Annotated in this window: 36 protein-coding genes; 35 read left to right on the forward strand and 1 reads right to left on the reverse strand. The window is 40.8% G+C overall.

All coding sequences use genetic code 11. From position 1 onward, the window contains the following. Positions 1 to 225 precede the first annotated feature (225 nt). The 35 genes from B7692_RS10555 (at position 226) to rplQ (ending at position 20,728) form a co-directional block, all read left to right on the forward strand. Positions 226 to 1,776: a hypothetical protein gene (locus B7692_RS10555; protein WP_049551442.1), complete on the forward strand. Its 1,551-nt coding sequence runs from the start codon at positions 226 to 228 to the stop codon at positions 1,774 to 1,776. Between the two features lie 119 nt (positions 1,777 to 1,895). Then, complete coding sequence (gene nrdD, locus B7692_RS10560) at positions 1,896 to 4,103, forward strand: anaerobic ribonucleoside-triphosphate reductase (RefSeq protein WP_049546964.1); 2,208 nt, start codon at positions 1,896 to 1,898, stop codon at positions 4,101 to 4,103. 11 nt (positions 4,104 to 4,114) lie between these two features. Further along, positions 4,115 to 4,255 carry a hypothetical protein gene (locus B7692_RS10565; protein WP_000521618.1) on the forward strand — a complete coding sequence of 47 codons (141 nt, stop codon included), beginning with the start codon at positions 4,115 to 4,117 and terminating at the stop codon, positions 4,253 to 4,255. 43 nt (positions 4,256 to 4,298) lie between these two features. Further along, the gene (locus B7692_RS10570; protein WP_084930661.1) at positions 4,299 to 4,805 is read left to right on the forward strand and encodes a GNAT family N-acetyltransferase; all 507 of its coding nucleotides are present in this window, start codon (positions 4,299 to 4,301) and stop codon (positions 4,803 to 4,805) included. Further along, on the forward strand, positions 4,798 to 5,388 hold the full coding sequence (nrdG, locus tag B7692_RS10575) for an anaerobic ribonucleoside-triphosphate reductase activating protein (protein ID WP_084930662.1): 591 nt from the start codon (positions 4,798 to 4,800) through the stop codon (positions 5,386 to 5,388). Before B7692_RS10570 ends, nrdG begins: the two co-directional genes overlap by 8 nt. Then, positions 5,385 to 6,011, forward strand: a complete 627-nt coding sequence (locus tag B7692_RS10580; protein WP_084930663.1) for a uridine kinase family protein — start codon at positions 5,385 to 5,387, stop codon at positions 6,009 to 6,011. Before nrdG ends, B7692_RS10580 begins: the two co-directional genes overlap by 4 nt. A gap of 244 nt (positions 6,012 to 6,255) precedes the next feature. Further along, positions 6,256 to 6,564: a 30S ribosomal protein S10 gene (gene rpsJ, locus B7692_RS10585; RefSeq protein ID WP_084930664.1), complete on the forward strand. Its 309-nt coding sequence runs from the start codon at positions 6,256 to 6,258 to the stop codon at positions 6,562 to 6,564. Between the two features lie 83 nt (positions 6,565 to 6,647). After that, positions 6,648 to 7,274: a 50S ribosomal protein L3 gene (gene rplC, locus B7692_RS10590; protein ID WP_000160197.1), complete on the forward strand. Its 627-nt coding sequence runs from the start codon at positions 6,648 to 6,650 to the stop codon at positions 7,272 to 7,274. Between the two features lie 24 nt (positions 7,275 to 7,298). Continuing rightward, on the forward strand, positions 7,299 to 7,922 hold the full coding sequence (gene rplD, locus B7692_RS10595; protein WP_000024549.1) for a 50S ribosomal protein L4: 624 nt from the start codon (positions 7,299 to 7,301) through the stop codon (positions 7,920 to 7,922). After that, positions 7,922 to 8,218 carry a 50S ribosomal protein L23 gene (locus tag B7692_RS10600; protein WP_001055347.1) on the forward strand — a complete coding sequence of 99 codons (297 nt, stop codon included), beginning with the start codon at positions 7,922 to 7,924 and terminating at the stop codon, positions 8,216 to 8,218. Before rplD ends, B7692_RS10600 begins: the two co-directional genes overlap by 1 nt. 17 nt (positions 8,219 to 8,235) lie before the next feature. Then, positions 8,236 to 9,069 (forward strand): 50S ribosomal protein L2, encoded by an 834-nt coding sequence (gene rplB / locus B7692_RS10605; RefSeq protein ID WP_000512911.1) that lies wholly within the window; start codon positions 8,236 to 8,238, stop codon positions 9,067 to 9,069. 103 nt (positions 9,070 to 9,172) lie between these two features. Next, positions 9,173 to 9,454 (forward strand): 30S ribosomal protein S19, encoded by a 282-nt coding sequence (gene rpsS / locus B7692_RS10610; RefSeq protein ID WP_000533766.1) that lies wholly within the window; start codon positions 9,173 to 9,175, stop codon positions 9,452 to 9,454. 11 nt (positions 9,455 to 9,465) lie between these two features. Next, positions 9,466 to 9,810 carry a 50S ribosomal protein L22 gene (rplV, locus tag B7692_RS10615; RefSeq protein ID WP_000818137.1) on the forward strand — a complete coding sequence of 115 codons (345 nt, stop codon included), beginning with the start codon at positions 9,466 to 9,468 and terminating at the stop codon, positions 9,808 to 9,810. Between the two features lie 12 nt (positions 9,811 to 9,822). Next, positions 9,823 to 10,476 carry a 30S ribosomal protein S3 gene (gene rpsC / locus B7692_RS10620; RefSeq protein WP_000529936.1) on the forward strand — a complete coding sequence of 218 codons (654 nt, stop codon included), beginning with the start codon at positions 9,823 to 9,825 and terminating at the stop codon, positions 10,474 to 10,476. 3 nt (positions 10,477 to 10,479) lie between these two features. Continuing rightward, a complete protein-coding gene (gene rplP / locus B7692_RS10625; RefSeq protein ID WP_000960946.1) occupies positions 10,480 to 10,893 on the forward strand; it encodes a 50S ribosomal protein L16 in 414 nt (137 codons plus the stop codon). Positions 10,894 to 10,902: 9 nt separating this feature from the next. Next, the gene (rpmC, locus tag B7692_RS10630; RefSeq protein ID WP_000772918.1) at positions 10,903 to 11,109 is read left to right on the forward strand and encodes a 50S ribosomal protein L29; all 207 of its coding nucleotides are present in this window, start codon (positions 10,903 to 10,905) and stop codon (positions 11,107 to 11,109) included. 24 nt (positions 11,110 to 11,133) lie between these two features. Next, a complete protein-coding gene (gene rpsQ, locus B7692_RS10635; protein WP_000440801.1) occupies positions 11,134 to 11,394 on the forward strand; it encodes a 30S ribosomal protein S17 in 261 nt (86 codons plus the stop codon). 25 nt (positions 11,395 to 11,419) lie between these two features. Next, a complete protein-coding gene (gene rplN / locus B7692_RS10640) occupies positions 11,420 to 11,788 on the forward strand; it encodes a 50S ribosomal protein L14 (protein WP_000616545.1) in 369 nt (122 codons plus the stop codon). Between the two features lie 77 nt (positions 11,789 to 11,865). Then, positions 11,866 to 12,171: a 50S ribosomal protein L24 gene (gene rplX, locus B7692_RS10645; protein WP_000497691.1), complete on the forward strand. Its 306-nt coding sequence runs from the start codon at positions 11,866 to 11,868 to the stop codon at positions 12,169 to 12,171. Between the two features lie 23 nt (positions 12,172 to 12,194). Then, positions 12,195 to 12,737 carry a 50S ribosomal protein L5 gene (gene rplE, locus B7692_RS10650; protein ID WP_000013542.1) on the forward strand — a complete coding sequence of 181 codons (543 nt, stop codon included), beginning with the start codon at positions 12,195 to 12,197 and terminating at the stop codon, positions 12,735 to 12,737. A gap of 17 nt (positions 12,738 to 12,754) precedes the next feature. Next, entirely contained in the window at positions 12,755 to 12,940 is a 186-nt protein-coding gene (locus B7692_RS10655) for a type Z 30S ribosomal protein S14 (protein WP_001085697.1), read from the forward strand. Between the two features lie 181 nt (positions 12,941 to 13,121). Further along, positions 13,122 to 13,520, forward strand: a complete 399-nt coding sequence (gene rpsH / locus B7692_RS10660; protein WP_000245504.1) for a 30S ribosomal protein S8 — start codon at positions 13,122 to 13,124, stop codon at positions 13,518 to 13,520. A 191-nt stretch (positions 13,521 to 13,711) separates the two neighbouring features. Then, positions 13,712 to 14,248 (forward strand): 50S ribosomal protein L6, encoded by a 537-nt coding sequence (gene rplF, locus B7692_RS10665; RefSeq protein WP_000086626.1) that lies wholly within the window; start codon positions 13,712 to 13,714, stop codon positions 14,246 to 14,248. Positions 14,249 to 14,331: 83 nt separating this feature from the next. Next, entirely contained in the window at positions 14,332 to 14,688 is a 357-nt protein-coding gene (rplR, locus tag B7692_RS10670; RefSeq protein WP_000624044.1) for a 50S ribosomal protein L18, read from the forward strand. Positions 14,689 to 14,705: 17 nt separating this feature from the next. Then, positions 14,706 to 15,200 (forward strand): 30S ribosomal protein S5, encoded by a 495-nt coding sequence (gene rpsE / locus B7692_RS10675; protein WP_000874202.1) that lies wholly within the window; start codon positions 14,706 to 14,708, stop codon positions 15,198 to 15,200. Positions 15,201 to 15,213: 13 nt separating this feature from the next. Beyond that, positions 15,214 to 15,396: a 50S ribosomal protein L30 gene (rpmD, locus tag B7692_RS10680; protein WP_000057241.1), complete on the forward strand. Its 183-nt coding sequence runs from the start codon at positions 15,214 to 15,216 to the stop codon at positions 15,394 to 15,396. A 144-nt stretch (positions 15,397 to 15,540) separates the two neighbouring features. After that, positions 15,541 to 15,981: a 50S ribosomal protein L15 gene (gene rplO, locus B7692_RS10685; protein ID WP_000766087.1), complete on the forward strand. Its 441-nt coding sequence runs from the start codon at positions 15,541 to 15,543 to the stop codon at positions 15,979 to 15,981. Between the two features lie 12 nt (positions 15,982 to 15,993). Continuing rightward, the gene (secY, locus tag B7692_RS10690; protein WP_000465403.1) at positions 15,994 to 17,304 is read left to right on the forward strand and encodes a preprotein translocase subunit SecY; all 1,311 of its coding nucleotides are present in this window, start codon (positions 15,994 to 15,996) and stop codon (positions 17,302 to 17,304) included. A 149-nt stretch (positions 17,305 to 17,453) separates the two neighbouring features. Next, positions 17,454 to 18,092 (forward strand): adenylate kinase, encoded by a 639-nt coding sequence (locus B7692_RS10695; RefSeq protein WP_001050436.1) that lies wholly within the window; start codon positions 17,454 to 17,456, stop codon positions 18,090 to 18,092. A 116-nt stretch (positions 18,093 to 18,208) separates the two neighbouring features. Next, entirely contained in the window at positions 18,209 to 18,427 is a 219-nt protein-coding gene (gene infA, locus B7692_RS10700) for a translation initiation factor IF-1 (protein WP_001029883.1), read from the forward strand. A gap of 24 nt (positions 18,428 to 18,451) precedes the next feature. Continuing rightward, positions 18,452 to 18,568 (forward strand): 50S ribosomal protein L36, encoded by a 117-nt coding sequence (rpmJ, locus tag B7692_RS10705; RefSeq protein ID WP_001808836.1) that lies wholly within the window; start codon positions 18,452 to 18,454, stop codon positions 18,566 to 18,568. Positions 18,569 to 18,585: 17 nt separating this feature from the next. After that, positions 18,586 to 18,951, forward strand: coding sequence for a 30S ribosomal protein S13 (gene rpsM / locus B7692_RS10710; RefSeq protein ID WP_000090781.1), 366 nt, complete (start codon positions 18,586 to 18,588; stop codon positions 18,949 to 18,951). A gap of 17 nt (positions 18,952 to 18,968) precedes the next feature. Further along, entirely contained in the window at positions 18,969 to 19,352 is a 384-nt protein-coding gene (rpsK, locus tag B7692_RS10715) for a 30S ribosomal protein S11 (protein WP_001118385.1), read from the forward strand. Positions 19,353 to 19,394: 42 nt separating this feature from the next. Then, on the forward strand, positions 19,395 to 20,330 hold the full coding sequence (locus tag B7692_RS10720) for a DNA-directed RNA polymerase subunit alpha (protein WP_000568988.1): 936 nt from the start codon (positions 19,395 to 19,397) through the stop codon (positions 20,328 to 20,330). An 11-nt stretch (positions 20,331 to 20,341) separates the two neighbouring features. Beyond that, positions 20,342 to 20,728, forward strand: a complete 387-nt coding sequence (rplQ, locus tag B7692_RS10725; protein ID WP_000331493.1) for a 50S ribosomal protein L17 — start codon at positions 20,342 to 20,344, stop codon at positions 20,726 to 20,728. A 292-nt stretch (positions 20,729 to 21,020) separates the two neighbouring features. Here rplQ and B7692_RS10730 read toward each other — a convergent pair. Then, positions 21,021 to 21,575, reverse strand: a 555-nt coding sequence (locus B7692_RS10730) for a transposase (protein ID WP_142360070.1), incomplete at its 5' end; no start/stop codon positions are given.

The following is a 21,575-nucleotide window of genomic DNA, read 5'->3' on the forward strand; positions in this document are numbered from 1 at the left end:
CCTATTTTTCTTGCCTTTTACGAATAGAAAGATAGAGGGGGAATGATGCTGACTCAGAAAGAATTGGATTATATCATGTCATTTAAACAGACGCATTTACACCGATTTCGGGAAATTGAAACCTTTGTGAAACTATGCAAAAAATCACTCAAACAGCCATCGCAAGCTGACAATTTTAGGTCTTTTTGATATACTAAGACAGATAAATTGAATAGGAGAAACGACATGGCTGTATATGGCAGAATCGAAGAAGTATCCGAAACGATACAGAGTAATGAAATTGAAAATAGATTGGATAGGAACCTTGAATCTCATGTAGAAAAAGAAGAACAGGTAGCTTTCCCGTTTTTCAGACTCATCATTGGAAGTACGATTGCAACGTTTTTTTCTGTGGTGATACCTTTACTTTTAGATATGGTAAGTCCCTCTCAGGCGCAGGATTTGTATATAGGGTGGGCTTGGCATCAGGGAGGACAGCTCTACAGTAGCTATTATGCTAGTCACGGTCTTATTTATTACTTGCTACTTTACATCACCCAAGGAGGCATTCTTTTTGCCTTGGTAGAATGGCTAGCCCTCTTAGGAGGAGGTTATTTCCTCTTTTCTTCAACTGACTATCTGACGGGACAAAGGGAACAAGCCAAGCAACTCTTAACCATATTTTATATTTTGGTATCCGGTCTCGGTTTTGGAGGAGGATATGCTACGATTTTAGCTTTGCCATTTCTGTTTGCAGGATTTTCGTTCATAGCAGCTTATCTATCAAATCCTAACCATGACAAGGGATTTCTACGTCTGGGGATTTTCTTGGCCCTATCATTTTTCATAGAGCCTCTTACAAGTCTTTTCTTTATTGCAGTAGTAACGATTGGTTTATTTGTCTTTAATGTTGGGCATGGCCGCCTTGCTCATGGAGTTTATCAGTTTTTTGCAGCAGCACTTGGCTTTTCTCTCATCTTTTACCCAGTAGGATATTATGTTCTTGCTTCAGGTGGTTTTGGAGAGGCTCTAGGGAGTCTTTTATATCCGATTGATTCCCTTCAGGTCTTGAATCCTCAACTAATGGATAATGTTGTATTCTATGGTTTGTTGACCTTTGGTTTAGGAGCTCTCTTCCTTGTTTTTCTAGGATTGTTCCAATCAAAGGCATCAAGATTATATGTTATTTCAGTACCAGCTAGTTTTACTTTCTTATTTGTATTAGCCTTGTTGCTTTTTTCTCAAGAACCTCTTCACGGTTCGCGTTTAATTCTAATCCTTCCATTTTTACTCCTTCTTTTGATGACCAGTATTCGTGGGAAACATTCAGCTAGAGGAGCTCGTCGTCGGAGAAGAGAGGAAGTTCCTACTCTATGGAAAAAATTCATGAAAGGGAATCTCTACTTACCGATCCTAGTGGTGGTTTATCTGATTGCAATTCCTTTTGTAGCTCGTTTTGTCTTGCATCCAGCTTCTTATAGAGAACAACATCAAGTGGTAGATAGAGTCAAACAAGAGACGAGTGATGGTGACCAAATCTATATTTGGGATTCACATGTTCAGATGTATAAAGAAAGCCAGCGTTTGGCTGGATCCATGTTCCCATCACCTCTTCTTTACACGAGTACAGAAGAGAATAAAACTAGTTTAATCAATGACTTGAAAGAAAACCAACCTAAGGTGATTGTGGTGAATGATAAGGTAGCAGTCTGGTCTGAAGTGGAAACAATTTTGAAAGAAAATTACCAACAAGTAAAGACTGATTACTCAGAGTTTAAAGTCTATAAAATTAAATAACAAAATCAATATCTTGTGTATTTTTAAAAATTTTAGGATTTTTAACACAAGATATTGATTTTTCTTTTTAGAGTGGTATAATACTTTTTAGAAAGAACATTTTAGAAACGAGCATGCATATGATTGCACTAGAAGAAAAAATTACAATTTTGCCAACTCTCTTCGTTGAAAAACGAGATGGGAGACGTGTTGTATTTGATGTGGACAAGATTGACAAGGCTCTCCACAAGGCGGCTGACAAGGTTATGGATGTGACACCCCTGGTCGAAAAACGCCTCAATGCTCTGACCGAGCGAATTGTCACAGAAATTCATAGTCGCTTTCCACAGGGGGTTAAGATTTACGAAATTCAAAATATCGTAGAACATGAACTCCTTGAAGCCAAAGAATATGCGCTAGCTGAGGAGTATATTACTTATCGGACACAAAGGGATTTTGAGCGTTCAAAAGCGACAGATATCAACTTTAGCATCCATAAACTTCTCAACAAAGACCAGGCCGTTGTCAATGAAAATGCTAATAAAGACAGCGATGTCTTTAACACCCAGCGTGATTTGACGGCGGGGATTGTTGGGAAATCAATCGGACTGCAAATGCTCCCTAAGCACGTAGCCAATGCCCACCAAAAGGGGGATATCCACTATCATGATTTGGATTATAGCCCCTACACACCTATGACTAACTGCTGTTTGATTGATTTTAAAGGTATGTTGGAGAATGGCTTTAAGATTGGAAATGCAGAGGTAGAAAGTCCCAAGTCTATCCAGACTGCGACAGCTCAGATTTCTCAAATTATCGCCAACGTTGCTTCTAGCCAGTACGGTGGCTGTTCAGCTGACCGTATCGATGAAGTTTTGGCGCCTTATGCAGAGAAGAATTACCAAAAACACCTCAAGGATGCGGAAGAATGGGTCTTACCTGACAAACGGGAAGATTACGCTTGGAAGAAAACCCAAAAAGATATCTATGATGCCATGCAATCTCTCGAGTATGAAATCAATACTCTCTTCACTTCAAATGGGCAAACACCTTTTACTTCACTAGGTTTTGGTCTGGGAACCAATCGTTTTGAGCGTGAAATTCAAAAAGCTATCTTGAACATCCGAATCAAGGGACTTGGTTCAGAACACCGCACAGCTATCTTCCCTAAACTTATCTTCACGCTTAAAAGAGGACTCAACTTAGAAGAAGGGACTCCCAACTACGACATTAAGCAGTTGGCTCTTGAGTGTGCAACCAAGCGGATGTACCCAGATGTCTTGTCTTATGATAAGATTATCGAATTGACAGGTTCCTTCAAGGTTCCGATGGGATGTCGTTCATTCCTTCAAGGATGGAAGGATGAAAATGGAGTTGAAGTTAACTCTGGCCGTATGAATCTAGGGGTGGTGACGGTCAATCTTCCTCGTATTGCCCTTGAGTCTGAAGGTGATATGAATAAGTTCTGGGAAATCTTTAACGAGCGGATGAACATTGCAGAAGATGCTCTAGTTTATCGTGTCGAACGGACCAAGGAAGCAACACCAGCAAATGCTCCTATCCTTTATCAATACGGTGCTTTTGGTCATCGTCTAGGTAAAGAAGAAAGCGTTGACCAGCTCTTTAAGAATCGTCGTGCGACAGTTTCACTAGGCTATATCGGTTTGTACGAAGTAGCGACAGTTTTCTTTGGTAACAGCTGGGAAAGTAATCCAGATGCTAAGGAATTCACGCTAGACATCATTCGCGATATGAAACGCCGTGTAGAAGAGTGGTCAGATCAATATGGCTATCATTTCTCTATCTACTCAACACCATCTGAAAGTTTGACAGACCGTTTTTGTCGACTAGATACAGACAAGTTTGGCTCTATTCCTGATATTACAGATAAGGAATACTACACCAACTCTTTCCACTACGATGTTCGTAAAAATCCAACACCGTTTGAAAAATTGGATTTTGAGAAAGTCTATCCAGAAGCAGGTGCGTCGGGTGGTTTCATCCATTATTGTGAGTATCCAGTCCTTCAGCAAAATCCAAAGGCCTTGGAAGCTGTCTGGGACTATGCCTATGACCGTGTGGGCTATCTTGGGACCAATACACCAATTGACCGTTGCTACAAGTGTGACTTTGAAGGGGATTTTGAACCAACTGAGAGAGGATTTGCTTGTCCTAACTGTGGCAATAGCGACCCTAAAACAGTAGACGTTGTTAAACGGACTTGTGGCTATTTAGGTAATCCTCAAGCGAGACCGATGGTCAATGGGCGTCACAAGGAAATCGCAGCGCGTGTCAAACACATGAACGGCTCAACGATTAAAATAGCTGGTCACCAAGTAACCAATTAGAAAGAACTGAAATGGGAAAATATCAATTAGACGATAAGGGGCGTGCACAAGTGACCCGTTATCACGAGAAACACTCTAAAGGTGGAGCTGGTAAGAAAGAACGCTTGCTCAACCTCAGAGAACAATTTTTAAACAAGAATAAGAAAAAATAAAAGTGAGAGTCAGCTCTCGCTTTTCTCTTAGTGGGAGGTAAGGATGGAATTACGCAGACCGACAATAGTAGATAAGAAGGCTGTTATAGACATGATGGAGGAATTTGAAAAATATCAGTCGCTTCACGACGGTGGTTTCTGGGATACAGAGAACTTTGTGTATGAAGAGTGGTTGGAAACAAATATGCAAAAAGAGATGGGAATAAACTTGCCTGAAAATCGTGTTCCTTCTATTCAATTTGTATCATTTGATGATGTAGGTCGTGCTCTAGGATTTTTGAACCTGCGATTGAGACTGAATGAGGGTTTACTGAATTATGCTGGCCACATTGGCTACTCCATTCGTCCATCAGAAAGAGGCAAAGGTTATGCTAAGGAAACTCTCCGTCAGGGCTTGCAAGTTGCTAAGGAAAAGAACATCAAGAAAGCTCTTGTGACCTGTAGCGTGAATAATCCTGCTAGCAGAGCAGTCATTCTAGCAAATGGTGGAATATTTGAGGATGCTCGTAATGGAGTCGAGCGTTATTGGATAGAGGTAGCGAATGAATAATCCAAAACCACAAGAATGGAAAAGCGAGGAACTCAGTCAAGGGCGTATCATCGACTACAAGGCCTTTAACTTTGTAGATGGAGAAGGCGTGCGTAATTCTCTCTATGTATCAGGCTGTATGTTTCACTGCGAGGGATGTTATAATGTTGCGACTTGGTCTTTTAATGCGGGCATTCCATACACTGCAGAGCTAGAAAAACAGATCATGGCAGATCTTGCTCAGCCCTATGTTCAAGGCTTGACTTTGTTGGGAGGAGAACCCTTTCTCAATACGGGTATTCTCTTGCCACTCGTTAAACGCATCCGAAAGGAATTGCCAGGTAAAGACATCTGGTCCTGGACGGGCTACACCTGGGAAGAAATGATGCTGGAGACACCAGATAAACTGGAACTCTTATCATTGATTGACATTCTTGTCGATGGACGATACGATCGAACTAAGAGAAATCTCATGCTCCAGTTTCGAGGTTCTTCCAATCAACGAATTATCGATGTGCAAAAATCTCTCAAAAGTGGGCAAGTAGTGATTTGGGACAAGCTTAATGACGGAAAAGAAAGCTATGAACAGGTGAAGAGAGAGTGAAGAAAAAAGACTTAATAGAAGGACTGGTTTCAGAGATAGAAGCTGGAAAAGTCAGGACACTGGGAATATACGGTCATGGAGCTTCAGGTAAATCAACCTTTGCAGAGGAATTGTACCAAGCTTTAGATTCTACTACAGTAAATTTGCTAGAAACAGATCCTTATATCACCTCCAGACGCCATCTAGTAGTACCAAAGGACGCGCCAAATCAAAAGGTGACAGCCTGTCTGCCAGTGGCGCATGAACTGGCGAGTTTGCAGCGAGATATCCTGGCCTTACAGGCGGGTATGGATATCTTAACAATTGAAGAACCTTGGAAGGCTAGTGAGGTCTTGTCTGGAACAAAACCAGTTCTGATTGTCGAAGGGATGTCTGTTGGCTTTTTACCCAAAGAACTCTTTGACAAAACCATCTGTTTCTACACTGATGAAGAGACCGAATTAAAGCGGCGCCTAGCTCGAGATACGACTGTGAGAAATCGTGATGAATCCTTTATATTGGCTAGCCATCAGATGAGACGGGAGCAGTATTTGCGATATTATAAAGAAACTGAGTCTAAGGCGGATATCTTAGTGGACCAATCAGAAGGTAAATTTGAGGTCAAGAGAACTCAATTTATATAGAAGAAAATCCCTAATTCTAGAAAGAAAAAATAGGAAAACAGTTTCATTGTAAAAAAACGAAAAAACAGCAACAAATCCCTTGCAATCGCAGGGGCTTTGTGTTATTCTATTATGGTGCTGTAAATTACAGCCTTAGCTTTGATGCAAGAGGTTGCGACACGCTCGGTTGCATTGCCACGCAACACCGCGTCGGTTTTCTTGTGGAGCTAGCCTATTATCTTAAATAGACGAAAAGGAGAAAAAGATGGCAAACAAAAAAATCCGTATCCGTTTGAAAGCTTACGAACACCGTACGCTTGACACAGCGGCTGCAAAAATCGTAGGATCAGCTACTCGTACAGGTGCACAAGTTGCGGGTCCAATCCCACTTCCAACTGAACGTAGCCTCTACACAATCATTCGTGCGACTCACAAATACAAAGACTCTCGCGAACAATTTGAAATGCGTACACACAAACGTCTGATCGATATCGTTAACCCAACTCAAAAAACAGTTGATGCGTTGATGAAATTGGATCTTCCAAGTGGTGTAAACGTAGAAATCAAACTTTAATCTAAAGCTTGATACCTTGAGCATGAAAAACGCTCGTTAAAAACTTTTTGAATAAAAAAATATAGAAAAGGAACTATTTTCTCATGACAAAAGGAATCTTAGGGAAAAAAGTGGGAATGACTCAAATCTTCACTGAAGCTGGCGAATTGATCCCTGTAACAGTTATTGAAGCAACTCCAAACGTTGTTCTTCAAGTTAAAACTGTTGAAACAGACGGATACAACGCTATCCAAGTTGGTTTCGATGACAAACGCGAAGTATTGAGCAACAAACCTGCTAAAGGACATGTAGCGAAAGCTAACACGGCTCCTAAGCGCTTCATTCGTGAATTCAAAAACGTTGAAGGCTTGGAAGTTGGTGCTGAAATTACAGTTGAAACATTCGCAGCTGGAGACGTTGTTGACGTAACTGGTACTTCTAAAGGTAAAGGTTTCCAAGGTGTTATCAAGCGCCACGGACAATCACGTGGACCAATGGCTCACGGTTCTCGTTACCACCGTCGTCCAGGTTCTATGGGACCTGTTGCACCTAACCGCGTATTCAAAGGTAAAAACCTTGCAGGACGTATGGGTGGTGACCGCGTAACAATTCAAAACCTTGAAGTTGTACAAGTTGTTCCAGAAAAGAACGTTATCCTTATCAAAGGTAACGTACCAGGTGCTAAGAAATCTCTTATCACTATCAAGTCAGCAGTTAAAGCTGGTAAATAATAAGGAAAGGGGAATACAGTCAAAATGGCAAATGTAACATTATTCGACCAAACTGGTAAACAAGCGGGCGAAGTTGTTCTTAACGATGCAATCTTTGGTATCGAACCAAACCAATCTGTTGTGTTTGATGTGATTATCAGCCAACGTGCTAGCCTTCGTCAAGGAACTCACGCAGTTAAAAACCGCTCAGCTGTTTCAGGTGGCGGACGCAAACCATGGCGTCAAAAAGGAACTGGACGTGCTCGTCAAGGTTCTATCCGCTCTCCACAATGGCGTGGTGGTGGAATCGTCTTCGGACCAACTCCACGTAGCTATGCGTACAAACTTCCTCAAAAAGTTCGTCGCCTTGCGCTTAAATCTGTTTACTCAGAAAAAGTTGCTGAAAATAAATTTGTAGCCGTTGATTCTCTTGAATTTACAGCTCCAAAAACTGCTGAATTTGCAAAAGTTCTTGCAGCTTTGAGCATCGATTCTAAAGTCCTTGTTATTCTTGAAGAAGGAAACGAATTCGCAGCTCTCTCAGCTCGTAACCTTCCAAACGTGAAAGTTGCGACTGCTACAACTGCAAGTGTTCTTGACATCGCAAATAGTGACAAACTTCTTGTTACTCAAGCAGCTATCTCTAAAATCGAGGAGGTTCTTGCATAATGAATTTGTATGATGTTATCAAAAAACCTGTAATCACTGAAAGCTCAATGGCTCAACTTGAAGCAGGAAAATATGTATTTGAAGTTGACACTCGTGCACACAAACTTTTGATCAAGCAAGCTGTTGAAGCTGCTTTCGAAGGTGTTAAAGTTGCAAATGTTAACACAATCAACGTAAAACCAAAAGCTAAACGTGTTGGACGTTACACTGGTTTTACTAACAAAACTAAAAAAGCTATCATCACACTTACAGCTGATTCAAAAGCAATCGAGTTGTTTGCTGCTGAAGCTGAATAATCTAAGGAGGAAATATCGTGGGAATTCGTGTTTATAAACCAACAACAAACGGTCGCCGTAATATGACTTCTTTGGATTTCGCTGAAATCACAACAAGCACTCCTGAAAAATCATTGCTTGTTGCATTGAAGAGCAAGGCTGGTCGTAACAACAACGGTCGTATCACAGTTCGTCACCAAGGTGGTGGACACAAACGTTTCTACCGTTTGGTTGACTTCAAACGTAACAAAGACAACGTTGAAGCAGTTGTTAAAACAATTGAGTACGATCCAAACCGTTCTGCAAACATCGCTCTTGTACACTACACTGACGGTGTGAAAGCGTACATCATCGCTCCAAAAGGTCTTGAAGTTGGTCAACGTATCGTTTCAGGTCCAGAAGCAGATATCAAAGTCGGAAACGCTCTTCCACTTGCTAACATTCCAGTTGGTACTTTGATCCACAACATCGAGTTGAAACCAGGTCGTGGTGGTGAATTGGTACGTGCTGCTGGAGCATCTGCTCAAGTATTGGGTTCTGAAGGTAAATACGTTCTTGTTCGTCTTCAATCAGGTGAAGTTCGTATGATTCTTGGAACTTGTCGTGCTACAGTTGGTGTTGTCGGAAACGAACAACATGGACTTGTAAACCTTGGTAAAGCAGGACGTAGCCGTTGGAAAGGTATCCGCCCAACAGTTCGTGGTTCTGTAATGAACCCTAACGATCACCCACACGGTGGTGGTGAAGGTAAAGCACCAGTTGGTCGTAAAGCACCATCTACTCCATGGGGCAAACCTGCTCTTGGTCTTAAAACTCGTAACAAGAAAGCGAAATCTGACAAACTTATCGTTCGTCGTCGCAACGAGAAATAATATTAAACTAGTCGCTTAAGCAACTAGTAAATCCGCCAGCTCGGTAGCGCTGCTTGTGAGCGCAAGCCGCTGTGGTACAACATTTAAAGGAGAAAATATAAAAATGGGACGCAGTCTTAAAAAAGGACCTTTCGTCGATGAGCATTTGATGAAAAAAGTTGAAGCTCAAGCTAACGACGAAAAGAAAAAAGTTATTAAAACTTGGTCACGTCGTTCAACGATCTTCCCAAGTTTCATTGGTTACACTATCGCAGTTTATGACGGACGTAAACACGTACCTGTTTACATCCAAGAAGACATGGTAGGTCACAAACTTGGTGAATTTGCACCAACTCGTACTTACAAAGGTCACGCTGCAGACGACAAGAAAACACGTAGAAAATAAGGAGAACATAAATGGCAGAAATTACTTCAGCTAAAGCAATGGCTCGTACAGTACGTGTTTCACCTCGTAAATCACGTCTTGTTCTTGATAACATCCGTGGTAAAAGCGTAGCCGATGCAATCGCAATCTTGACATTCACTCCAAACAAAGCTGCTGAAATCATCTTGAAAGTTTTGAACTCAGCTGTAGCTAACGCTGAAAACAACTTTGGTTTGGATAAAGCTAACTTGGTAGTATCTGAAGCATTCGCAAACGAAGGACCAACTATGAAACGTTTCCGTCCACGTGCGAAAGGTTCAGCTTCACCAATCAACAAACGTACAGCTCACATCACTGTAGCTGTTGCAGAAAAATAAGGAGGTAAAATCGTGGGTCAAAAAGTACATCCAATTGGTATGCGTGTCGGCATCATCCGTGATTGGGATGCCAAATGGTATGCTGAAAAAGAATACGCGGATTACCTTCATGAAGATCTTGCAATCCGTAAATTCGTTCAAAAAGAACTTGCTGACGCAGCAGTTTCAACTATCGAAATCGAACGCGCAGTAAACAAAGTTAACGTTTCACTTCACACTGCTAAACCAGGTATGGTTATCGGTAAAGGTGGTGCTAACGTTGATGCACTCCGTGCGAAACTTAACAAATTGACTGGAAAACAAGTACACATCAACATCATCGAAATCAAACAACCTGATTTGGATGCTCACCTTGTAGGTGAAGGAATTGCTCGTCAATTGGAGCAACGTGTTGCTTTCCGTCGTGCACAAAAACAAGCAATCCAACGTGCAATGCGTGCTGGAGCTAAAGGAATCAAAACTCAAGTATCAGGTCGTTTGAACGGTGCAGATATCGCCCGTGCTGAAGGATACTCTGAAGGAACTGTTCCACTTCACACACTTCGTGCAGATATCGATTACGCTTGGGAAGAAGCAGATACTACATACGGTAAACTTGGTGTTAAAGTATGGATCTACCGTGGTGAAGTTCTTCCAGCTCGCAAAAACACTAAAGGAGGTAAATAACCAATGTTAGTACCTAAACGTGTTAAACACCGTCGTGAATTCCGTGGAAAAATGCGCGGTGAAGCAAAAGGTGGAAAAGAAGTAGCATTCGGTGAATACGGTCTTCAAGCTACAACTAGCCACTGGATCACTAACCGCCAAATCGAAGCTGCTCGTATCGCCATGACTCGTTACATGAAACGTGGTGGTAAAGTTTGGATTAAAATCTTCCCACACAAATCATACACTGCTAAAGCTATCGGTGTGCGTATGGGATCTGGTAAAGGGGCACCTGAAGGTTGGGTAGCACCAGTTAAACGTGGTAAAGTGATGTTCGAAATCGCTGGTGTATCTGAAGAGATCGCTCGCGAAGCGCTTCGTCTTGCTAGCCACAAATTGCCAGTTAAATGTAAATTCGTAAAACGTGAAGCAGAATAAGGAGAAGGCATGAAACTTAATGAAGTAAAAGAATTTGTTAAAGAACTTCGTGGTCTTTCTCAAGAAGAACTCGCGAAGCGCGAAAACGAATTGAAAAAAGAATTGTTTGAACTTCGTTTCCAAGCTGCTACTGGTCAATTGGAACAAACAGCTCGCTTGAAAGAAGTTAAAAAACAAATCGCTCGTATCAAAACAGTTCAATCTGAAGCGAAATAATAGACTAGGGAAGGAGAAATTTCAATGGAACGCAATAATCGTAAAGTTCTTGTTGGACGTGTTGTATCTGACAAAATGGACAAGACAATCACAGTTGTAGTTGAAACAAAACGTAACCACCCAGTCTATGGTAAACGTATTAACTACTCTAAAAAATACAAAGCTCATGATGAAAACAATGTTGCCAAAGAAGGCGATATCGTACGTATCATGGAAACTCGTCCGCTTTCAGCTACAAAACGTTTCCGTCTTGTAGAAGTTGTTGAAGAAGCGGTCATCATCTAATCAAACCTGAAAGGAGAAAACTGAAATGATTCAAACAGAAACTCGTTTGAAAGTCGCAGACAACAGCGGTGCTCGCGAAATCTTGACTATCAAAGTTCTTGGTGGTTCAGGACGTAAGTTTGCAAACATCGGTGATGTTATCGTGGCATCTGTAAAACAAGCTACTCCTGGTGGTGCGGTTAAAAAAGGTGACGTTGTTAAAGCAGTTATCGTTCGTACTAAATCAGGTGCTCGTCGTGCTGATGGTTCATACATCAAATTTGACGAAAACGCAGCAGTTATCATCCGTGAAGACAAAACTCCTCGCGGAACACGTATCTTTGGCCCAGTTGCACGTGAATTGCGTGAAGGTGGCTTCATGAAGATCGTGTCACTTGCTCCAGAAGTACTTTAATTTTTAAAAACAAACTAGTCCCCTAGCTTAAAGCTAGGGTGCCCTTATGGGCGTAAGAAAAATCAAGGAGAAACCTAATGTTTGTAAAAAAAGGCGACAAAGTTCGCGTAATCGCTGGTAAAGATAAGGGAACAGAAGCTGTTGTCCTTACTGCCCTTCCAAAAGTAAACAAAGTTATCGTTGAAGGTGTTAATATCGTTAAGAAACACCAACGTCCAACTAACGAACTTCCTCAAGGTGGTATCATTGAGAAAGAAGCCGCTATCCACGTATCAAACGTTCAAGTATTGGATAAAAATGGTGTAGCTGGTCGTGTTGGTTACAAATTTGTAGACGGTAAAAAAGTTCGCTACAACAAAAAATCAGGCGAAGTGCTTGATTAATCACGAAGGAAAGGAGAAGTATAATGGCAAATCGTTTAAAAGAAAAATATCTTAATGAAGTAGTTCCTGCTTTGACAGAACAATTCAACTACTCATCAGTGATGGCTGTGCCTAAAGTAGATAAGATCGTTTTGAACATGGGTGTTGGTGAAGCTGTATCAAACGCTAAAAGCCTTGAAAAAGCTGCTGAAGAATTGGCACTTATCTCAGGTCAAAAACCACTTATCACTAAAGCTAAAAAATCAATCGCCGGCTTCCGTCTTCGTGAAGGTGTTGCGATCGGTGCAAAAGTTACCCTTCGTGGTGAACGTATGTACGAATTCTTGGATAAATTGGTTTCAGTTTCACTTCCACGTGTACGTGACTTCCACGGTGTTCCAACAAAATCATTTGACGGACGCGGAAACTACACACTTGGTGTGAAAGAACAATTGATCTTCCCAGAAATCAACTTCGATGACGTTGACAAAACTCGTGGTCTTGACATCGTTATCGTAACAACTGCTAACACTGACGAAGAGTCACGTGCATTGCTTACAGGCCTTGGAATGCCTTTTGCAAAATAATATAGGAGGTAAATCTAATGGCTAAAAAATCAATGATTGCTAAGAACAAACGTCCAGCGAAGTTCTCTACTCAAGCTTATACTCGTTGTGAAAAATGTGGTCGTCCACATTCAGTTTACCGCAAATTTAAACTTTGCCGTGTTTGCTTCCGTGAATTAGCTTACAAAGGACAAATCCCTGGTGTAACAAAAGCATCTTGGTAATTCTAGCTTTCAATCCCGTCGTGATTCGTCGTTATCTGCTTTTGCCTAACTCAAGTTATGCCTGCAAGCAGATGCCTAGACTCACTTAGGAATTGAAACCTAGAAAACATATTCTGAGCCTAGCTCAATCATTAACTAGCAAGTGCAACTTGCAAACTACTAGTAAGAGGAGAAAAACAAAATGGTTATGACTGACCCAATCGCAGACTTCCTAACTCGTATTCGTAATGCTAACCAAGCTAAACACGAAGTACTTGAAGTACCTGCATCAAACATCAAAAAAGGGATTGCTGAAATCCTTAAACGCGAAGGTTTTGTAAAAAACGTTGAAATCATCGAAGATGACAAACAAGGCATCATCCGTGTATTCCTTAAATACGGACCAAACGGTGAAAAAGTTATCACTAACTTGAAACGTGTTTCTAAACCAGGACTTCGTGTCTACAAAAAACGTGAAGACCTTCCAAAAGTTCTTAACGGACTTGGAATTGCTATCCTTTCAACTTCTGAAGGTTTGCTTACTGATAAAGAAGCACGCCAAAAGAATGTTGGTGGAGAAGTTATCGCTTACGTTTGGTAAAATCAAGATACAAAGCTCGTAAAGAACAAAGCAAAATTAGAAAGTTGGAGAAGTTTGTTTACAAACAAGCCAACTTATCTATTTTGCACAGTTCTTAGAGCGTGTTCAGTTCAGCTCTTGAACTAAATAAGTATCTGAACCCCGTGAAAACTGGCCGTTCTGGCCTGACAATTTAACAGGAGAAAATAAACATGTCACGTATTGGTAATAAAGTTATCGTGTTGCCTGCTGGTGTAGAAATCACTAACAATGACAACGTTGTAACTGTAAAAGGACCTAAAGGAGAACTTACTCGTGAGTTCTCAAAAGATATTGAAATCCGTGTGGAAGGTACTGAAGTAACTCTTCACCGTCCAAATGATTCAAAAGAAATGAAAACTATCCACGGAACTACTCGTGCCCTTTTGAACAACATGGTTGTTGGTGTATCAGAAGGATTCAAGAAAGAACTTGAAATGCGCGGGGTTGGTTACCGTGCACAACTTCAAGGATCTAAACTTGTTTTGGCTGTTGGTAAATCTCATCCAGACGAAGTTGAAGCTCCAGAAGGAATTACTTTTGAACTTCCAAACCCAACAACAATCGTTGTTAGCGGAATTTCAAAAGAAGTAGTTGGTCAAACAGCTGCTTACGTACGTAGCCTTCGTTCACCAGAACCATATAAAGGTAAAGGTATCCGTTACGTTGGTGAATTCGTTCGCCGTAAAGAAGGTAAAACAGGTAAATAATGTTGAGTGGTTGAGTCTCAACCACCAACCTATTTTCCAACTTTGTGCATAGCACACGATTTAAAACTAAAGAGGTGAAAACTGTGATTTCAAAACCAGATAAAAACAAACTCCGCCAAAAACGCCACCGTCGCGTTCGCGGAAAACTCTCTGGAACTGCTGATCGCCCACGTTTGAACGTATTCCGTTCTAATACAGGCATCTACGCTCAAGTGATTGATGACGTAGCGGGTGTAACGCTCGCAAGTGCTTCAACTCTTGACAAAGAAGTTTCAAAAGGAACTAAAACTGAACAAGCCGTTGCTGTCGGTAAACTCGTTGCAGAACGTGCAAACGCTAAAGGTATTTCAGAAGTGGTGTTCGACCGCGGTGGATATCTATATCACGGACGTGTGAAAGCTTTGGCTGATGCAGCTCGTGAAAACGGATTGAAATTCTAATAGGAGGACACTAGAAAATGGCATTTAAAGACAATGCAGTTGAATTAGAAGAACGCGTAGTTGCTGTCAACCGTGTTACAAAAGTTGTTAAAGGTGGACGTCGTCTTCGTTTCGCAGCTCTTGTTGTTGTTGGTGACCACAACGGTCGCGTAGGATTTGGTACTGGTAAAGCTCAAGAAGTTCCAGAAGCAATCCGTAAAGCAGTAGATGATGCTAAGAAAAACTTGATCGAAGTTCCTATGGTTGGAACAACAATCCCACACGAAGTTCTTTCAGAATTCGGTGGAGCTAAAGTATTGTTGAAACCTGCTGTAGAAGGTTCTGGAGTTGCCGCTGGTGGTGCAGTTCGTGCCGTTGTGGAATTGGCAGGTGTGGCAGATATTACATCTAAATCACTTGGTTCTAACACTCCAATCAACATTGTTCGTGCAACTGTTGAAGGTTTGAAACAATTGAAACGCGCTGAAGAAGTTGCTGCCCTTCGTGGTATTTCAGTTTCTGATTTGGCATAAGAAAGGGGATAAAATGGCTCAAATTAAAATTACTTTGACTAAGTCTCCAATCGGACGCATTCCATCACAACGTAAAACTGTTGTAGCACTTGGACTTGGCAAATTGAACAGCTCTGTTATTAAAGAAGATAACGCTGCTATCCGTGGTATGATCACTGCAGTATCTCACTTGGTAACAGTTGAAGAAGTAAACTAATGAATTTTTAGGGGATGTGCACTATACCATCCCCTAAAACTAGATATAGTCATCTATGATGACGTCGTATAGGCGAGTTGATGGGGGAGACAACCTTTTCTCCCTTATCGGCGCTAGCATTTTACAAAAGAGGAGAAAATAAAAATGAAACTTCATGAATTGAAACCTGCAGAAGGTTCTCGTAAAGTACGTAACCGCGTTGGTCGTGGTACTTCATCAGGTAACGGTAAAACATCTGGTCGTGGTCAAAAAGGTCAAAAAGCTCGTAGCGGTGGCGGAGTTCGCCTTGGTTTTGAAGGTGGACAAACTCCATTGTTCCGTCGTCTTCCAAAACGTGGATTCACTAACATCAACGCTAAAGAATACGCAATTGTGAACCTTGACCAATTGAACGTCTTTGAAGATGGTGCTGAAGTTACTCCAGTTGTTCTTATCGAAGCAGGAATTGTTAAAGCTGAAAAATCAGGTATTAAAATTCTTGGTAACGGTGAGTTGACTAAGAAATTGACTGTGAAAGCAGCTAAATTCTCTAAATCAGCTGAAGAAGCTATCACTGCTAAAGGTGGTTCAGTAGAAGTCATCTAAGAGAGGTGACCTATGTTTTTTAAATTATTAAGAGAAGCTCTTAAAGTCAAGCAGGTTCGATCAAAAATTTTATTTACAATTTTTATCGTTTTGGTCTTTCGTATCGGAACTAGCATTACAGTTCCTGGTGTGAATGCCAATAGCTTGAATGCTTTAAGTGGATTATCCTTCTTAAACATGTTGAGCTTGGTGTCAGGAAATGCCATGAAAAACTTCTCAGTTTTTGCTCTTGGTGTTAGTCCCTACATTACGGCCTCTATCGTTGTCCAACTCTTGCAAATGGATATTTTACCCAAATTTGTAGAGTGGGGTAAACAAGGGGAAGTAGGTCGAAGAAAATTAAATCAAGCTACTCGTTATATTGCTCTTGTTCTAGCCTTTGTGCAATCTATCGGGATTACAGCAGGTTTTAATACTTTAGCTGGAGCTCAATTGTTGAAAACAGCTCTTACACCACAAGTCTTTATCATGATTGGTATCATCTTAACAGCTGGTAGTATGATTGTGACTTGGTTGGGAGAGCAAATTACAGATAAGGGATACGGAAATGGTGTTTCTATGATTATCTTTGCCGGGATTGTTGCCTCAATTCCAGAGATGATTCAAGGCATCTATGTTGACTACTTTGTGAACGTCCCAAGTAGCCGTATCAACTCATCTATCATTTTCGTAATCATTTTGATTATTACTGTATTGTTGATTATTTATTTTACAACTTATGTTCAACAAGCAGAATACAAAATTCCAATCCAATATACTAAGGTTGCACAAGGTGCTCCATCTAGCTCTTACCTTCCTTTGAAGGTAAACCCTGCTGGAGTTATCCCTGTTATCTTTGCAAGTTCGATTACTGCAGCGCCTGCGGCTATTCTTCAGTTTTTGAGCGCCACAGGTCATGATTGGGCTTGGGTAAGAACAGCACAAGAAATGCTGGCAACAACTTCACCAACTGGTATTGCTATGTATGCTTTATTGATTATTCTCTTTACATTCTTCTATACGTTTGTACAGATTAATCCTGAAAAAGCGGCAGAAAACTTACAAAAGAGCGGTGCTTATATCCACGGAGTTCGTCCTGGTAAAGGTACAGAAGAATATATGTCTAAACTTCTTCGTCGTCTTGCAACGGTTGGTTCTCTCTTCCTTGGTGTGATTTCGATTTTACCGATCGTAGCAAAAGATGTTTTCGGACTTTCAGAAGCAGTTGCTTTTGGAGGAACTAGTCTTTTGATCATTATCTCTACAGGTATTGAAGGAATCAAACAATTGGAAGGTTACCTATTGAAACGTAAGTATGTTGGTTTCATGGACAGAACAGAATAAAAGTATTTACTGAGTCAGTAAATGCTGAGGGAGTGGAGGTTTAACTCTAACATTAGTGAGAGTTTGGTCTCCCCTCTTCTATTTTGTTTTTAAATAGGGGTGAAAAGACTTTTTGCTTCTATTTAAAAATAAAATAAGGAGATCAAATCATGAATCTTTTGATTATGGGCTTACCTGGTGCAGGTAAGGGAACTCAAGCAGCAAAAATCGTAGAACAATTCCATGTTGCACATATCTCAACAGGTGATATGTTCCGTGCTGCTATGGCAAATCAAACTGAAATGGGTGTTCTTGCTAAGTCATACATTGACAAGGGTGAATTGGTTCCTGACGAAGTTACAAATGGAATCGTAAAAGAACGTCTTTCACAAGATGATATTAAAGAAACAGGATTCTTGTTGGATGGTTACCCACGTACAATTGAACAAGCTCATGCCTTAGACAAAACATTGGCTGAACTTGGCATCGAACTAGAAGGTGTTATCAACATCGAAGTGAATCCAGACAGCCTCTTGGAACGTTTGAGTGGCCGTATCATCCACCGCGTAACTGGAGAAACTTTCCACAAGGTCTTTAACCCACCAGTTGACTATAAAGAAGAAGATTACTACCAACGTGAAGATGATAAGCCTGAGACAGTCAAACGTCGTTTGGATGTGAATATTGCTCAAGGGGAACCAATCATTGCTCACTACCGTGCCAAAGGTTTGGTTCATGACATCGAAGGTAATCAAGATATCAATGATGTCTTCTCAGATATCGAAAAAGTATTGACAAATTTGAAATAAAGCGTTTTTCACACTTGCAAAAATCCGCTACAAATGTTATACTGAGATAGTCTGACTTATAATTGTTGTCTCTGTGTCTAGAGACATCGAATCGAAATTTATGGAGGTGCTTTTGCGTGGCAAAAGACGATGTGATTGAAGTTGAAGGCAAAGTAGTTGATACAATGCCGAATGCAATGTTTACGGTTGAACTTGAAAATGGACACCAGATTTTAGCAACAGTTTCTGGTAAAATTCGTAAAAACTATATTCGTATTTTAGCGGGAGATCGTGTTACTGTCGAAATGAGTCCATATGACTTGACACGTGGACGTATCACTTACCGCTTTAAATAATCGAAAAACTTGGAGGGATAAGAAATGAAAGTAAGACCATCGGTCAAACCAATTTGCGAATACTGTAAAGTTATTCGTCGTAATGGTCGTGTTATGGTAATTTGCCCAGCAAATCCAAAACACAAACAACGTCAAGGATAAGATAGAAAGGAGAAAACATGGCTCGTATTGCTGGAGTTGACATTCCAAATGACAAACGCGTAGTAATCTCATTGACTTATGTTTATGGTATCGGACTTGCAACATCTAAGAAAATTTTGGCTGCTGCTGGAATCTCAGAAGATGTTCGTGTACGTGATCTTACATCAGATCAAGAAGATGCTATCCGTCGTGAAGTGGATGCAATCAAAGTTGAAGGTGACCTTCGTCGTGAAGTAAACTTGAACATCAAACGTTTGATGGAAATCGGTTCATACCGTGGTATCCGTCACCGTCGTGGACTTCCTGTCCGTGGACAAAACACTAAAAACAACGCTCGCACTCGTAAAGGTAAAGCTGTTGCGATTGCTGGTAAGAAAAAATAATATAGGAGGTAAAAGTCTTGGCTAAACCAACACGTAAACGTCGTGTGAAAAAGAATATCGAATCTGGTATTGCTCATATTCACGCTACATTTAATAACACTATTGTTATGATTACTGATGTGCATGGTAATGCAATTGCTTGGTCATCAGCTGGTGCTCTTGGTTTCAAAGGTTCTCGTAAATCTACACCATTCGCTGCTCAAATGGCTTCTGAAGCTGCTGCTAAATCTGCACAAGAACACGGTCTTAAATCAGTTGAAGTTACTGTAAAAGGTCCAGGTTCTGGTCGTGAGTCAGCTATTCGTGCGCTTGCTGCCGCTGGTCTTGAAGTAACAGCAATTCGTGATGTGACTCCAGTGCCACACAATGGTGCTCGTCCTCCAAAACGTCGCCGTGTATAATCATCGCATTACACTGCTTTTCGTTTAAGAGGGAGTAACTAAATGATCGAGTTTGAAAAACCAAATATAACAAAAATTGATGAAAATAAAGATTATGGCAAGTTTGTAATCGAACCACTTGAACGTGGCTACGGTACAACTCTTGGTAACTCTCTTCGTCGTGTACTTCTAGCTTCTCTACCAGGAGCAGCTGTGACATCTATCAATATTGATGGTGTGTTACATGAGTTTGACACAGTTCCAGGTGTTCGTGAAGACGTGATGCAAATCATTCTGAACATTAAAGGAATTGCAGTGAAATCGTACGTTGAAGACGAAAAAATCATCGAACTGGATGTTGAAGGTCCTGCTGAGGTAACAGCTGGTGACATTTTGACAGATAGCGATATTGAAATTGTAAATCCAGATCATTATCTCTTTACAATCGGTGAAGGTTCTTCCCTAAAAGCGACTATGACTGTTAACAGTGGTCGTGGATATGTACCTGCTGATGAAAATAAAAAAGATAATGCACCAGTTGGAACACTTGCTGTAGATTCTATTTATACACCAGTTACAAAAGTCAACTATCAAGTGGAACCTGCTCGTGTAGGTAGCAATGATGGATTTGACAAATTAACCCTTGAAATCTTGACAAATGGAACAATTATTCCAGAAGATGCTTTAGGGCTTTCAGCACGTATTTTGACAGAACATCTTGATTTGTTTACAAATCTTACTGAGATTGCTAAGTCAACTGAAGTGATGAAAGAAGCTGATACTGAATCTGACGACCGTATTTTGGATCGTACGATTGAGGAACTGGACTTGTCTGTGCGTTCATACAACTGTTTGAAACGTGCCGGTATCAATACTGTGCATGATTTGACAGAAAAATCTGAAGCAGAGATGATGAAAGTACGAAATCTTGGACGCAAGAGTTTGGAAGAAGTGAAACTCAAACTCATTGATTTGGGTCTTGGATTAAAAGATAAATAAAGGAGGAATAAATGGCTTACCGTAAACTAGGACGCACTAGCTCACAACGTAAAGCAATGCTTCGCGATTTGACAACTGACCTTTTGATCAACGAATCAATCGTGACAACTGAAGCTCGTGCTAAAGAAATCCGTAAAACTGTTGAAAAAATGATTACTCTAGGTAAACGTGGTGATTTGCATGCACGTCGTCAAGCAGCTGCTTTCGTACGTAATGAAATCGCATCTGAAAACTATGATGAAGCAACTGATAAGTACACTTCTACTACAGCACTTCAAAAATTGTTCTCAGAAATCGCACCTCGTTATGCTGAACGTAACGGTGGATACACTCGTATCCTTAAAACTGAACCACGTCGTGGTGATGCAGCGCCAATGGCGATCATCGAATTAGTATAAAATCATCAATTTTGTTGAGTGTTATGATGATGGAGTCTTGTGCTCTTAGTCTAGCTCTGGTCTACCGCTAGGATTTCGGTCCTAGCGGGAACACTCATCATAAGTTGGGATAGTAGACGCTTGTTTACGAAATTGTTTTTTGCTTAAGAACAACTTCGTAAGCAGGCGTTTTTGAGTATTTTAGTGGCTCTTTGTCAACTGTAGTGGGTTGAAATAATAGTCTTGAACCTAAGACAAAATAGTTCTCAGCCACAAAGAAGCTAGAGATTTCCAATTGCGGAACTCTAGCTTTTTAATTTTGAGTCGTTCTCTTATTGTATTTGAGGAGGTTATTGGCCATAAGTATCAATCCCATGTCAATTCTCACTTGACGCTTCCCTCTCAGATTACATCTCTTGTAACCCAAACAAGCCTTTATCTGCCCAAAGACAGGTTCCACATCAATCTTGCGTTGAGCGAAAATCTGTCTACCTTGGGGAGATAAAAGCGCCTGACATTCTTTAGCTTTCAAGTTTTTATAGCGTTCGTTCATATACAGTCCCTTTTGAGGGGCTGATTTAGGTTCATCAGCGTAGTAAACCTTGATTTCCTGTTGAAAGTCCGTCTGTGTTTTCTGATGTTTGATATGGTGAAAACGATAATACCAGCCGTAAGGATGTGTGTAGCTATCCTCCTTGTCATCATAGTGCCAATTCGCTAAGTTTCTATCCGACTGTTTATACCCTCTCTTTTGTTCCTTATCAAACATGGCATATTTAATCAGATGGTTTACCTGCTTTTCATCTAAACGAAGGAGGTTCTCTTCACTTCCATATCCAGCATCTGCGACAACTGTCTTCAAGTCATG

The sequence above is a fragment of the Streptococcus mitis genome (genome assembly GCF_002096925.1).
Lineage (GTDB): Bacteria > Bacillota > Bacilli > Lactobacillales > Streptococcaceae > Streptococcus > Streptococcus mitis_AF.

Coding starts and splice junctions, on each gene's coding strand:
- rpsJ (WP_084930664.1), top strand. CDS start 6,256: ATGGCAAACAAAAAAATCCGTATCCGTTTGAAAGCTTACGAACACCGT.
- B7692_RS10720 (WP_000568988.1), top strand. CDS start 19,395: ATGATCGAGTTTGAAAAACCAAATATAACAAAAATTGATGAAAATAAA.
- rpsH (WP_000245504.1), top strand. CDS start 13,122: ATGGTTATGACTGACCCAATCGCAGACTTCCTAACTCGTATTCGTAAT.
- rplN (WP_000616545.1), top strand. CDS start 11,420: ATGATTCAAACAGAAACTCGTTTGAAAGTCGCAGACAACAGCGGTGCT.
- rplP (WP_000960946.1), top strand. CDS start 10,480: ATGTTAGTACCTAAACGTGTTAAACACCGTCGTGAATTCCGTGGAAAA.
- nrdD (WP_049546964.1), top strand. CDS start 1,896: ATGATTGCACTAGAAGAAAAAATTACAATTTTGCCAACTCTCTTCGTT.
- rplC (WP_000160197.1), top strand. CDS start 6,648: ATGACAAAAGGAATCTTAGGGAAAAAAGTGGGAATGACTCAAATCTTC.
- B7692_RS10565 (WP_000521618.1), top strand. CDS start 4,115: ATGGGAAAATATCAATTAGACGATAAGGGGCGTGCACAAGTGACCCGT.
- rpsS (WP_000533766.1), top strand. CDS start 9,173: ATGGGACGCAGTCTTAAAAAAGGACCTTTCGTCGATGAGCATTTGATG.
- rplO (WP_000766087.1), top strand. CDS start 15,541: ATGAAACTTCATGAATTGAAACCTGCAGAAGGTTCTCGTAAAGTACGT.
- B7692_RS10695 (WP_001050436.1), top strand. CDS start 17,454: ATGAATCTTTTGATTATGGGCTTACCTGGTGCAGGTAAGGGAACTCAA.
- B7692_RS10655 (WP_001085697.1), top strand. CDS start 12,755: ATGGCTAAAAAATCAATGATTGCTAAGAACAAACGTCCAGCGAAGTTC.
- rplE (WP_000013542.1), top strand. CDS start 12,195: ATGGCAAATCGTTTAAAAGAAAAATATCTTAATGAAGTAGTTCCTGCT.
- rplX (WP_000497691.1), top strand. CDS start 11,866: ATGTTTGTAAAAAAAGGCGACAAAGTTCGCGTAATCGCTGGTAAAGAT.
- B7692_RS10600 (WP_001055347.1), top strand. CDS start 7,922: ATGAATTTGTATGATGTTATCAAAAAACCTGTAATCACTGAAAGCTCA.
- secY (WP_000465403.1), top strand. CDS start 15,994: ATGTTTTTTAAATTATTAAGAGAAGCTCTTAAAGTCAAGCAGGTTCGA.
- rpmC (WP_000772918.1), top strand. CDS start 10,903: ATGAAACTTAATGAAGTAAAAGAATTTGTTAAAGAACTTCGTGGTCTT.
- nrdG (WP_084930662.1), top strand. CDS start 4,798: ATGAATAATCCAAAACCACAAGAATGGAAAAGCGAGGAACTCAGTCAA.
- rpsQ (WP_000440801.1), top strand. CDS start 11,134: ATGGAACGCAATAATCGTAAAGTTCTTGTTGGACGTGTTGTATCTGAC.
- rplQ (WP_000331493.1), top strand. CDS start 20,342: ATGGCTTACCGTAAACTAGGACGCACTAGCTCACAACGTAAAGCAATG.
- rpmD (WP_000057241.1), top strand. CDS start 15,214: ATGGCTCAAATTAAAATTACTTTGACTAAGTCTCCAATCGGACGCATT.
- rplV (WP_000818137.1), top strand. CDS start 9,466: ATGGCAGAAATTACTTCAGCTAAAGCAATGGCTCGTACAGTACGTGTT.
- rpmJ (WP_001808836.1), top strand. CDS start 18,452: ATGAAAGTAAGACCATCGGTCAAACCAATTTGCGAATACTGTAAAGTT.
- rpsM (WP_000090781.1), top strand. CDS start 18,586: ATGGCTCGTATTGCTGGAGTTGACATTCCAAATGACAAACGCGTAGTA.
- rpsE (WP_000874202.1), top strand. CDS start 14,706: ATGGCATTTAAAGACAATGCAGTTGAATTAGAAGAACGCGTAGTTGCT.
- B7692_RS10555 (WP_049551442.1), top strand. CDS start 226: ATGGCTGTATATGGCAGAATCGAAGAAGTATCCGAAACGATACAGAGT.
- B7692_RS10570 (WP_084930661.1), top strand. CDS start 4,299: ATGGAATTACGCAGACCGACAATAGTAGATAAGAAGGCTGTTATAGAC.
- rplF (WP_000086626.1), top strand. CDS start 13,712: ATGTCACGTATTGGTAATAAAGTTATCGTGTTGCCTGCTGGTGTAGAA.
- rplD (WP_000024549.1), top strand. CDS start 7,299: ATGGCAAATGTAACATTATTCGACCAAACTGGTAAACAAGCGGGCGAA.